A 13,864-nucleotide genomic window follows, 5' to 3' on the forward strand; every position below is an offset into this window, starting at 1 on the left:
TTATTGCCGCTGTACCCAGTCGGCAATAAACGTCACGTGTGGCATTTTCAGCAACTGGACATGGTTACCGGAGCCGCGCTGAAGCGGTATGGCCGGGATCAACGTCTGCCAGCCAGTCATCCGGCCGACGTCTGCGTCCTCGGCCAGAATCAGTGACGGCGTGACCACCGGCAGCGACGTCGGCTGGTATCCGGTGCGCAGGTTGGCGGCAAAAACCCGGAAGATAGCCGTCAGATCCTGCACCCGGCTACTGGCCGACATCACACCTCGCTCGATCAGGCGCTGATGCAGGCACTCCAGCCGCTGCGGTTGCGTCAATGCCGCCAGCTCAGGCTCCGTCAGTGCCAGTGCGGTACCTTGCATTTCAAACAGCGCGATCAACCGCATGCATACCTGCAGGTCCGGGTACTCTTTCGCTGCCTGAGGCGCTCTGGAGTCCACCAGCGTCAACGAGGCTACCGGCGTGCCTTCCTGCTCCAGCTGCCGCGCCAGCTCCAGTACACTCCAGCCACCGAACGAATGACCCAGCAGATGGAGTGGCCCGTTGAGCGGCTGCGCCTTCAGCGCCGTCAGATAATACTGGGCGGCAGCCTCGACCGAACTGTGGGGTGTGGTGCCTTCCAGCAAGCCCTGTGGCTGCAGGCCCCATACCTGCCAGTCATCCGGCATGGCGGCAGTCAGCGCCATAAAACTCATGACGTTATCACCGGCACCGGGAATGCAGACCAGCACCGGCCCGGCCTGTCGGCCTGCCTGTAACGTGATCACCGGCGTCTGAGTCTGTTGCACGGTTGTCGGCTCTGGCCGCCTGCGGGCCTGAATCGCCTGGGATATCTGCTGACCGACCGTGCCGACATGGGCCTCGGTAAACAGGCTCATGTGGTCACCGGGTACCGGGGTCACCCGGATCGAGGACGGCGGTAAGATGCGGTCCCAGTGCAGGTACGGCTCTGCCCGTGCCAGACTGTCATGGGCAGCCAGCAGGTCAACCTGAACCGGCAGCGGCTGTGGCCGGTACTCGGCATTCAGCAGATCCTGACGGTGTTGCAGCCAGCGGCAGAAATACGTCGGCGTCCAGTCAGAGGGGATGACACCGAACTGGCAGGCCAGTGCATGGTAATCCTGCCATTGCCGACAGGTTGCCAGCGCCGCGGTTGGCAGTGATTCACCCCGCAACGTCAGGACATCCTGAATCAGCGCCTGACTCATCTGCTCCAGCGTCTCTGACGTATGCGATACCGATTCGACTGGCGGTAACGCCCAGGTATCCAGCAGCCCCAGGAATTCAACCGACTGGTTCAGTCCAATCAACTGCGCGGCAATTTCATACGCCAGCGTGCCGCCCAGCGACCAGCCCAGCAGGCGATATGGCCCCTGCGGTTGTACTTCGCGGATAATGCCGACATAACGGGCTGCCGCCCCCTGCAACGTTGTGAAGCTCGGCAGATGGCGATCCGGGCCCAGCAGGCCGTACACCGGAATATCCGTATCAATCGCTGCCACCAGTTGCGGGCCGTAAAGCAGTTCGCCGGTGGCCTCTGGCACCACGAACAAGGGACGTTGCGACCCGGATGAACGCAACGCTACCCAGGCCTTGCGTTGTGTTTCTGCTGTGTCGAGCGCGGCTGCCAGTTCAAACAGGCGAGGGGATTCAAACAGGGTGGACAGGGAAAGCGTGAGTCCACGTCTGTGCATTTCACTCACCAGTTTCACCGCCAGTAATGAGTGGCCGCCGAGTTCAAAGAAGTGATCCTGACGACCAACACGTTCAACCCCCAGCAGCGTCTGCCACAGCTCCGCCAGCATGTGCTCCATGGCACTACGTGGGGCTTCAAAGGTCTGGTGGATAAAGGCGCTGTCATCCGGTTCCGGCAGAGCTTTTTGATCAATCTTGCCATTGGCCGTCAGCGGCAGGGCGTCAACAGACACATAGACCGCCGGGGTCATGTAAGCAGGCAACTGCCCGGCGATGTGATCACGTAGTGCCTGCACATCAGCGTCGCCGACATACCAGGCCACCAGACGCGGCTCACCATCCTGACCGGGGCGTGCCAGCACCACAGCATCCGTGACCTGCGTGTGACTACGCACCGCCGCTTCGATCTCACACAGCTCAATACGGAAACCGCGTATCTTGACCTGATGATCGTTACGGCCCAGATAGTCGAGGGTGCCGTCAGCATTCCAGCGAGCCAGATCGCCAGAGCGGTACATTCGTGCACCGGTTTGTGCCGTGAACGGATCGTCGAGGAACCGTTCTGCGGTCAGATCTGGCCGGTTCAGGTAACCGCGCGCGACACCGGCCCCGGCGACATACAGCTCGCCGATCACCCCGATGGGCACCGGCTGTTGCTGTGCATCCAGCAGGTAGGTGCGTAAATCCGGCAGACGACGTCCGATCGGGCTGGCGGTGGACGCAACATCCGCAGGCTGCAACGGTTGCCAGGTGACGTGCACCGTGGTTTCGGTAATGCCATACATATTGATGAGCTGTGTGCGGTGATTGGCTGCTCGTGAGTACCACGGTGCCAGGCTCGATGGATTCAGCGCTTCGCCGCCAAAAATCACATAGCGCAATGCGTGGTGCCCGGTGTTGTCGGCCTGCGCTGCCATCAACTGCCGGAACGCGCTCGGCGTCTGGTTGAGAACCGTGACGTCTTGCTCACAAAGCAACTGATAGAAGGCCTCTGGCGAACGGCTGACCAGATACGGCACCACCACCAGACGACCCCCATTGAGCAGCGCCCCCCAAATTTCCCAGACGGAAAAGTCAAAGGCGTAGGAGTGGAACAGTGTCCAGACATCCCCGGCACCGAACTGGAACAGCGGTTGCGAGGCGCGCAACAGCCGCACGACATGGTGGTGTTCCACCAGCACGCCTTTCGGCAGCCCGGTGGAGCCGGAGGTGTAGATGACATAAGCCAGATGATGCGGCGTCAGGCCGCGTGTTGCCGGGTTGATATTATCAGCAGAGCAGGTGTCCCACGGCTGTGCCGGGTTATCCAGCGCAATTACCGGGCAGTCGGCGGCTATCTGGCTATTCAGCACGGTGGTGGTGATCAACGCGACTGGCTCACTGTCACGCAGAATATAGTGCAACCGTTCTTCCGGATAGTTCGGATCGAGTGGGACATAGGCCCCACCGGCTTTCAGCGTTGCCAGCAGCACCACCACCAGCTCGATGCTGCGCTCCAGCGCAATCGCTACCCGGTCATCCGGCCTGACACCCTGTTCAATCAGCCAGTGCGCCAGCTGATTGGCCCGGCGGTTCAGCTCGCCATAGCGCAATGATTCGCCGTCAAAGACCACGGCGACGGCGTCTGGCTGCCGGGCGGCCTGCTGCTCAAACCATTCATGAATGCAGATATCCGCCGGGAAGTGAGTCTCAATGTCATTGAAGCCGTACAGTACCTGCCGGCGTTCGGCGTCCGGCAGCACCGTCAGGGTATGCACCGGTTGCGTTGGTGCCTGCGCCAGCGCGTCGGCCAGCGCTGTCAGGGTGAGGCGCATCATTTCGCCGACACGCGCCGCACCGATACCCTCTGCAACCTGAATATCGAGACTGAAGCCCGCCGCACCCTGATCGTTCACCGACACACTGATCGGGTAGTTGGTGCGCTCCTGACTGAACAGCACGTCGATGCCCGTCAGCTCTGTCTGTACCGCCGTCTGCTCGCTGCCGCCGTTATAGCGGTAGTTGAGCAGGCTGGTGAACAGCGGGCTCTGGGCACCAACGCCACTGCATTGCTGGACGTTGGCCAGCGCGGCGTGTTCAAAACGCAGCAGCCCGGCCAGGCCATCGTGCGTCTGACGCAGTGCCTGCTCGACACTGGCCTGACCCAGCGACAGGCGCAACGGCAGGGTGTTCAGGAACATGCCCAGTACCCGGTCAGCGCCTTCACCACCGGCCATACGGCCAAACAGCACGGTGCCGAACACGACGTTATCCTGCCCGGTGGTAGCCTGCACCACACGTCCCCAGGCGAGATGGAACAGGCTGGTGACGCTGATGCCGCGCTGTTGTGACAGTGCCCGCAGCCGTTGCCCCAGGGTGTCTGACAGCGGCAGATGGTGCTCGTCGATGTGTTGACTGCTGCCCTGAACATCGAGCAGCCCGAACGGGGCGCAGGGTTCATCAATATCCCCGAGCTGTGCCCGGAAATAGTCCTGCTGTGCAGATTGTTGTGCCGATATAGCCGTCTGCTGACGGGCGAGGGCGACAAACTGCCGGAACGGCAGCGGGGCAGGTAACTGGTCGGCGCGGCCCAGCAGGTGTGCCTGCACCTCTTCGAGCAGCAGCTCCAGCGTGGTGTGGTCCATGCACAAATGGTGGTGCAGCAGACACAGCAGCCAGCGGTTATTGGCCGGGTCGGCGACCTGATAACTCTGGATCATCGGTGCCTGCGCGACATTCATCTGCAACTGAGCCGGGGTAAAGCGCTGTTGCAGGGCGTCGGCGACATCATCGGACTGGATAACCAGCGTTTCCACCGGCATCAGTGCTTCGCGCCAGACCACCTGCACCGCCTCGTCCAATCCTTCCCAGACGATCGCCGTGCGCAGAATGTCGTGACGCTGAATGACGGCCTGCAAGGCGGCAATGAAATGATCCAGCCTGTCCTTTTCAGCAAAACTCAGGATGGAGGGGGTGATGTAGGCATCCCCCACCGGTTGCAGCAGATGGTGGAACAGAATACCGGTCTGCAACGGTGCCAGTGGGTAGATATCCTGTACATTGCGCACGCCTCCCGGCACGGTGGCCACCACGGCATCAATCTGCGTCTGCGTCAGGGCAACCAGCGGCAGCATGGCCGGGGTGATCTGCTCGCAATCCGGGTGAATCCGGTTGGCCGGAATAGTCGCGGTTGCTTCACTGCCCGTCAACGTGGTTGCCAGTGCAGCCAGCGTCGGTTGCCTGAACAACTCGCTGACGGCGAGCGTATACCCCGCCCGGCGCAGGCGCTCGATAAGCTTAATCGCCAGCAGCGAATGACCACCGAGCTCGAAGAAGTGATCCTGCCGCCCGACGCGCTCAATGCCCAGCAGGTCCTGCCATATCGTGGCAATCGCCTGTTCGGTGGCGGTTTGTGGTGCCTCGTAGTCGTTGTGGACAAAGGCGCTGTCATCCGGGGCGGGTAAGGCGTTGCGATCGACTTTACCGTTCGGCGTCAGCGGCAGTGCCAGCATCTGTACACAGGCTGCCGGTACCATATGGGCAGGCAGCCGCTCGGCGAGATGGCGGCGCAGGGCGTGCGCCTCGGCGTCACCGACATACCAGACGATCAGCCGCGGTTGGCAGTTATGATCCGCTCGCGCCAGCACCACGGCTTCGGTGACGTGAGGGCAGCCGAGTGCGCAGGACTCGATTTCACCCGGCTCGATACGAAAACCGCGGATCTTGACCTGACTGTCGTTACGGCCGAGGTATTCCAGCGTCCCGTCAGTCTGCCAGCGGCCCAGATCGCCGGTGCGGTACATCCGCGTACCCGACTCGTGAGCAAACGGATCATTCAGAAAACGCTCAGTCGTCAGGTCGGGGCGGTTCAGATAGCCGCGCGCGACACCGACGCCGCCGATATAAATCTCACCGGTGACACCGACGGGGACCAACTGACCGTGACCGTCCAGCAGATAGATTTTGGTGTTTTCAACCGGGTAGCCGATCGGTGGTTGACCGGCATAAGGCTGATGCAGGGCAAAGGTGCTGGCCCAGATAGTGGCTTCGGTCGGGCCATAGGCGTTGTAGACCGCCCGGCCAGCACACCAGGGCGCAATCGCTTCACGGCTGATGGCGTCCCCGGCGGTCACCAGCACGGCCAGATCCGGCAGCGCCTGTGCCGGGTTGAGGCTGGAGAGTGCTGCCGGTGGCAATGTGGCATGGCTGATACGCTGTTGCTGCATAAACTGCGTCAACGTTTCACCCAGCAGTCGGCCCCGAGGCAGGTAGAGCGCTGCCCCAGAGCACAATGCCATCACGATATCGAACAGACTGGCATCGAAACTGAGGGAGCTGAACTGGAGTACACGGCTGCCTGCCCCTGCGTTAAACAGGCGGATTTGTGCCTGTGACAGATTACACAGGCCCCGGTGCTCGACCAGCACCCCTTTCGGCTGCCCGGTGGAGCCGGAGGTGTAAATCACATAGGCCAGATGATGGGGCGTCAGGCCCACCGCAGCCGGGCTGATGTTGTCAGTCGGGCAGGTGGCCCAGGGTTGTACCGGCGTATCCAGCGCAATCACCGGGCAGTCGGCGGCTATCTGGCTATTCAGCGTGGTAGTGGTGATCAGCACCACCGGTGCGCTGTCGGCCAGCATGTACTGCAGGCGCTCCGTTGGGTAGGCCGGGTCGAGCGGGACATAAGCCCCACCGGCTTTCAGCGTTGCCAGCAGCGCCACCACCAGCTCGATGCTGCGCTCCAGTGCAATCGCCACCCGGTCATCCGGCCTGACACCCTGTTCAATCAGCCAGTACGCCAGCTGATTGGCACGGTGGTTCAGCTCGCCATAGCGCAGTGATTCGCCGTCAAAGACCACAGCGACGGCGTCCGGTGAATGTGCGGCCTGCTGTTCGAACAACTGATGGATACAGATATCTGCCGGGAAGTCTGCCGCCGTGTCATTAAAGCTGAGCAGCACCTGCTGGCGTTCGGCGTCCGGCAGCACTGTCAGGGCATGTACCGGTTGTGTCGGTGCCTGTGCCAGTGCGTCAGCCAGTGCCGTCAGGGTGAGCAGTATCATTTCACCGACACGTGCCGCACCGATACCCTCTGCAACCTGAATATCGAGACTGAAGCCCGCCGCGCCCTGATCGTTCACCGATACGTTGACCGGGTAGTTGGTGCGCTCCTGACTGAACAGCACGTCGATGCCATCCAGCTCCGTTTGTACCTCCGTCTGCTCGTTGCCGCCGTTATAGCGGTAGTTGAGCAGGCTGGTGAACAGTGGGCTCTGGGCGTCAACGCCACTGTATTGCTGGACATCGGCCAGCGAGGCGTGCTCATGAGCCAGCAGTCCGGCCAGGCCATCGTGCGTCTGGCGCAGTGCCTGTTCGACGCTGACCTGACCCAGCGACAGGCGCAACGGCAGGGTGTTCAGGAACATGCCCAGCACCCGGTCAGCGCCGTCACCTCCGGCCATACGCCCGAACAGTACCGTGCCGAACACGACATTGTCCTGCCCGGTGGTGGCCTGCACCACACGGCCCCAGGCGAGATGGAACAGGCTGGTGACGCTGATGCCGCGCTGTTGTGACAGTGCCCGCAGCCGTTGCCCCAGGGCGTCGGGCAGCGGCAGATGGTGTTCATCCATGTACTGACCGCTACCCTGAACATCGAGCAGCCCGAACGGGGCGCAGGGCGCGTCAATATCCCCGAGCTGTGCCCGGAAATAGTCCTGCTGTGCCTGCGCATCCGTCTGCTGACGGGCGAGGGCGACAAACTGCCGGAACGGCAGCGGGGCCGGTAACTGGTCGGCGCGGCCCTGCAGGTGTGCCTGCACCTCTTCGAGCAGTAGCTCCAGTGTGGTGTGGTCCATGCACAGGTGGTGATGCAGCAGGCACAGCAGCCAGCGGTTATTCATCGGGTCGGCAGCCTGATACCCCTGGATCATCGGTGCCTGAGTGATGTTCATCTGCAACTGCGCCGGGGTAAAGCGCTGTTGCAGGGCATCGGCGACATCGTCGGACTGGATAACCAGCGTTTCCACCAGCATTAGGGCTTCGCGCCAGACTACCTGCACGGCCTCGTCCAGCCCTTCCCAGACGATTGCTGTGCGCAGAATATCGTGGCGTTGAATGACGGCCTGCAAGGCGGCAATGAAATGATCCAGCCCGTCTTTTTCGGCAAAGCTCAGGATGGAGTGGGTGATATACGCATCCCCCACCGGCTGCAGCAGATGGTGGAACAGAATGCCGTTCTGTAACGGTGCCAGCGGGTAGATATCCTGCACATTGCGCACGCCTCCCGGCACGGTCGCCACCACGGTATCGATCTGTGCCTGCGTCAAGGTAACCAACGGCAGCATGGCCGGGGTGATGTGGGTGTTGTTGGCATGGATCAGGTTGGCCGGTACTGCCATGGCTGTGTCACTGGCCGTCAGCGTAGCGGCCAGTGCGGCCAGTGTCGGCTGTCTGAACAGGTCGCTGACGGCGAGCGTATACCCCGCCTGTCGTAAGCGTTCGATAAGCTTAATCGCCATCAGCGAATGACCACCGAGTTCGAAGAAGTGATCCTGCCGTCCGACACGCTCAATGCCCAGCAGGTCCTGCCATATCGTGGCAATCGCCTGTTCGGTGGCGGTTTTCGGAGCCTCATAGTCGTGGCGGACAAAGGCGCTGTCATCCGGGGTGGGCAGCGCCTTGCGGTCCACCTTGCCGTTGGGTGTCAGCGGGATCTGGCCCAGTTGCACGTAGGCTGACGGCACCATAGGCGCGGGCAGGCGCTGCGTCAGCTGTGCTTTCAGCGCCTCAACGGTGAGTGCCTTATCCGACAGGGTGTAATAGGCCACCAGTCGCTGATCGCCGGTTGCGGTGCGCTGTGCCACCACCACCGCCTCGCGTACACCGGTGCAGCCCTGCACTGCCGACTCAACCTCGCCGGGTTCAATACGGAAACCACGGATCTTGACCTGCTCGTCATTACGGCCCAGATAGTCGATAGTGCCGTCGGCATGCCAGCGGCCCACATCGCCTGTCTTGTACATCCGCGCATTCGGCGCAGTCGAGAACGGATCGGCCAGGAAGCGCTCGGCGGTGAGTTCGGGGCGGTTCAGGTAACCACGCGCCACACCGACGCCACCGATATAAATCTCACCGGTCACCCCGACCGGCACCGGCTGGTGGTTCGCATCCAGCAGGTAAACCCGCCTGTTGGCCATCGGCCGGCCGATATGCGGCCGGGTTGTTTGCCCGGTGATGCGCGTATGGGTGCTGTCCACGGTACATTCGGTCGGGCCGTAGACGTTATGGCATGTGATGCCTTCCAGCGAGGCCAGCAGCTGCCACTGGGCGGCACCAATGGCTTCACCGCCAAGCAGGATCGTGCGCAGTGACGGCGGTAACGGCCCGGCGGCCATCAGCAGCGCCAGTTGTGACGGTGTGCAGTCAAAGACCTCCAGCGCCTGCAGTGTCATCCACTCGCGCAGTTGCTCACCGTTCTGGCGTATCGCGTCGGGCACAATCACCAGCGTGCGGCCCGAGGCCAGTTGCACCAGTTGCTGCACCGAGGCATCAAAGGACGGTGAGGCGTTGAGGCTGACGCGTTGCAGGTCGGCGGAGCCATACACTGCCTGTTCCAGCCCGGCCCACAGGTTGACCACGCAGCCGTGCCCGACCTGTACCCCTTTCGGCAGCCCGGTGGAGCCGGAGGTGTAGATGACATAGGCCAGGTGATGGGGCGTCAGGCCCACCGCCGCCGGGGCGATATTGTCGGCCGGGCAGGTGGCCCATGGCCGGGCCGGGTTATCCAGCGCAATCACCGGGCAGTCGGCTGCCATTCGGGCGTTCAGCTCGGTGGTGGTGATCAGCACCACCGGTGCGCTGTCAGCCAGCATGTACTGCAGACGCGCTGGCGGGTAGGCCGGGTCGAGCGGCACATAGGCCCCACCGGCTTTCAGCGTCGCCAGCAGCGCCACCACCAGCTCGACACCGCGCGCCAGCGCAATCGCCACCCGGTCATCCGGCCTGACGCCCTGTTCAGTCAGCCAGTGCGCCAGCTGATTGGCCCGGCGGTTCAGTTCGCCATAGCACAATGACTCGTTTTCGAACACCACGGCAACGGCATCCGGCTGCTGAGTGGCCTGCTGCTCAAATAATTGATGGATACAGACATCTGCCGGGCAGTCTGCCACCGTGTCATTAAAGCCGTGCAGCACCTGCTGACGTTCGGCATCCGGCAGCAGCGCTATCTGCGCCACCGGCTGATGGCGGTCGGCCACCATGGCACGCAGCAGCGTCTGCCAGTAGGTCAGGAAACGCCGGATGGTGCTGGCGTCAAACAGCGCCGTGGCGTAGTTCAGCTGGCCGCTCAGGCCGCTGTCGCTTTCGGTGATGTCCAGACTCAGGTCAAACTGGGCGGTGTCGCTGTCCGGTGTCAGCGGCGTCAGCGTCAGCCCGTCCAGCGCCAGTGTGGCGGACGGGGTGTTCTGGACACCGAACACCACCTGGAAGAGCGGGCTGTGGGCCAGACTGCGGGCGGGGGCGACGGCTTCGACAATCTGCTCGAACGGCAGGTCCTGATGGGCCTGCGCGGCAATCACCGTCTCCCGGACCCGGGCCAGCAGGGTGGCGGTATCGACTGGCCCGGACAAATCGATGCGCAGCGGCTGGGTATTGACGAACATGCCAATCAGCCCCTCCAGCTCGGTGCGGGTACGCCCGGCGACCGGGGTGCCGATAACGATATCGTCCTGCCCGGCGAGGCGGCCCAGCAGGGCGGCCCAGGCTGCCAACAGGGTCATGAACAGCGTGGTGCCGTGACGACGGTCCAGCGCGTACAGGGCGTCGGTCAGGTCGTGCTCCAGCGTAAACGCGATGGTGGCACCGTCGTAACGCTGTGTTGGCGGGCGCGGGTGGTCGGCGGGCAGCGTCAGGTAGTCCGGCGCGCCGCGAAGGTGGCCGACCCAGTACTGTTGCTGACGCTGCAGGAGCTCGCCCTGCAGGTGCTGGCGTTGCCAGGCGGCGTAATCGCCATAACGGATACGCAGGGGCGGCAGCGGGTCGGGCTGACCGGCGTTAAAGGCGGCGTACAGGGTGCTGAGTTCGCTGATAAACAGGCTGACCGACCAGCCATCGGCAATGAGGTGGTGCAGTGCCAGCCGCAGCAGGTGGGTCTGTGCCGCCACACGGAGCAGCTGCCCCTGCACCAGCGGGCCGGTGCGCAGGTCAAACACCGGGGTGAATAGAGGCAGCGCGTCGCCGGGTGCCACGGTGATTATCGCCAGCGGGAACGGGCGCAGACCGGCGGGTTCGATGACCTGAACCGCGTCGCCCTGTACCGGCTCAAAGCGGGTGCGCAGGGGCGCATGACGGGCCATGATGCGGTCCAGCGCCCGGGTCAGTGCGGAGACGTTCAGGGCGCCCTGCAACTGCACCGCGCCCTGAATCACATAGGCGGCGCTGGCAGCCGGGTCGAGCTGGGTCAGGAACCAGAGGCGCTGCTGGGCCAGTGACAGCGGCGGGGTGAGCTCATCGGGCAGCGGTGTGATGGCCGACAGGGTCTGTGGGGCGGCCTCGTGCAGTACCGCGGCCAGTGCCTGTAGCGTCGGGTGGGCAAACAGCTGCGCCAGCGGCAGTTCACGGTTAAGTTCGGAGCGGATATGGGAGACCAGCCGCACCGCCAGCAGGGAATGGCCGCCGAGCTCGAAGAAATGGTCCTGCCGTCCGACGCGTTCAATGCCGAGCAGGCGCTGCCAGATGGCGGCCAGCGCCTGTTCGGTCTCACCCTGCGGGGCTTGGTAGGTGGTGCGGACAAAGGCGCTGTCATCCAGGGCGGGCAGGGCCTTGCGGTCCACCTTGCCGTTTTGTGTCAGCGGGATCCGGTCCAGCCGCACGTAGGCTGATGGCACCATATAGCCCGGCAGACGTTGCGCCAGTTCCTGTTTCAGTGCCTCAACGGTGAGAGCTTCATCCGACAGGGTGTAATAGGCCACCAGTCGGTGATCACCCGTTGCGATACGCTGTGCTACCACCACCGCTTCGCGCACACCGGTGCAGTCCTGCAACACCGATTCAACCTCACCGGGTTCAATGCGGAAACCGCGGATTTTGACCTGAAAATCATTACGACCCAGATACTCAATGCCACCGTCGGCCAGCCAGCGACCCAGATCACCAGTGCGATACATCCGTGCATTCGGTTCGGTTACAAACGGATCTGCCAGGAAGCGTTCGGCGGTAAGGTCGGGGCGGTTCAGGTAACCACGTGCCACACCGACGCCACCGATATAGATTTCACCGGCAACACCCAGCGGTACCGGCTGCTGATGCGCATCCAGAATATAGAGGCGGCTATTGTCTATCGGGTAGCCAATCGGCGGCAGACGCGGCCAGTCAGCGGCGTTGCCGGAACATTGATACTCCGTCACCACGTGGGTTTCTGCCGGGCCGTATTGGTTGTGCAGGCGGATCGGACCGGAGCGTTGGCACAGGGCGCGGATTTCATTGCTTATCAGCAGCCGTTCGCCAGCGGTGATGATTTCTTTTACCGGCAATCCCTGCTGCGTTTGTGCGCAGGTCACGGCCAGTGTCTGCAACGCGGCGACTGGCAAAAAGACGCGCTCGATGGCGTGCTTCCCGATAACGTTCAGCAGCCGGTCCATTTGTAAGCGATCTTCACTGGCGATCATCACCAGTTTGCCACCGCCGGTCAGGGCGCTGAGGATTTCCTGAAAGGCGACATCAAAACCGAAGGAGGCAAATTGCAGTGTGGTCATGGCCGCCTGCTCTCTGGCCTGCCAGTGCAGCAGATTGACCAGCGGCGCATGCGGCATCGCCACCCCCTTGGGCTGCCCGGTGGAGCCAGAGGTGTGGATGACATAGGCCAGATTATCCGGTGTCAGGCCGATTTCGCTGCGGGACGGGTTGTCGCTGGGGTGTGTTGCCCAGTGTTCGGCATCCCGTGTCAGATGCAGCACTGTTGCTGTACCGGTCAGGTTGTCTAACACCGCCTGTCCGAGCTGATCGACCAGAATAACGCTGGGGGCGCTGTCTTTGAGCATAAATGCCAGACGTGCGGAGGGGTATTCTGGGTCCAGCGGCACACAAGCGGCCCCGGCTTTCAGTGTGGCCAGCACACAGACGATCATCTCCGGGTGGCGCTCAGTACAGATAGCCACCCGATCATCGGCACCGATACCCAGCTCACGCAGATAGTGCGCCAGTTGGTTGGCGCGACGGTTCAGTTCGCCATAGCTTAACGACTGGTCTGCAAAGACCAGCGCAATCCGTTCCGGATGCTGTGCCGCCTGCTGCTCGATACGTTCATGAACACAGATCCCGGTCGGGTAAGCCGTTTGAGTGCGATTGAACCCCGTTAGCACCTGGTGGCGTTCAGCGTCCGGCAGAACGGATAACCGGTGCAAGGGCTGTTCAGGTGACCGCTCCAGCGCATCGATCAGTTGCGTCAGCACGTGCTGCATCATTTGTCCGATCCGTTCACCGCCCAGACGGCGATCGGCCTGAACCTTGAGTGAGAAACCGGCGTTAAGCGCATCATCCACGGATAGCGTAAGCGGATAATTGGTGCGTTCTTCCGCCTTCAGGAGTGTGATGCCGCGCCACGGGTCTTCGGCAACGCTGTCGTTTGCCTGCGTGACATCATGGCGATAGTTCAGCAACGCGCTGAACAGGGGTTGCGATGCGGCAACGCCACTGCATTGCTGCGCCAGAGCCAGCGAGGCGTGCTCATGGGCCAGCAGGTCGGTCAGGCGGCGGTGCGTCTGCTCCAGTGCGGCCCGGACAGTGACATCGGCCAGCGTCAGTCGTAGTGGCAGGGTGTTAATGAACAGTCCCAGCGCCTGTTCGCTACCGTCTTGCAGCCGACCCAGCAGCACGGTGCCGAAGACCACATCATCACGACCGGACAGCGCACCGATAACCTGCCCCCAGGCCAGATGGAACAGACTGGCGGCACTGATGCCCTCGTATTGTGCCTGCCGACGAATGCGCCCGGCCAGTGTGTCCGGCAGCGGCAGGATAGCTTCATCCATATCGACCAGTTCGGTCAGGCCGCCGGGCAGAGTGGGGGATTCCACATCGGCCAGTTGCTGATGGAAAAACGCGTTATCGTCAGTGGTGGCGGCTCTGGCGCGCACCTGTGCGACGTGATGACGGAAAGGAACCGAGGCGGGCAGTTTCTCCAGTTCACCG

Annotated in this window: 1 protein-coding gene (cut by a window edge); it reads right to left on the bottom strand. The window is 62.7% G+C overall.

The window, feature by feature from the left end; translation table 11 throughout:
* Window positions 1-13,864, bottom strand: the final stretch of a protein-coding gene (locus tag Dpoa569_RS06080) for a non-ribosomal peptide synthase/polyketide synthase (protein WP_146411156.1). It continues 16,784 nt past the right edge of the window; only the last 13,864 of its 30,648 coding nucleotides appear in the window; the start codon falls outside the window, past its right edge — the gene reads right to left on this strand; it ends in the stop codon at window positions 1-3.

It is taken from the genome of Dickeya poaceiphila (assembly GCF_007858975.2).
In the GTDB taxonomy this organism is placed as follows: domain Bacteria; phylum Pseudomonadota; class Gammaproteobacteria; order Enterobacterales; family Enterobacteriaceae; genus Dickeya; species Dickeya poaceiphila.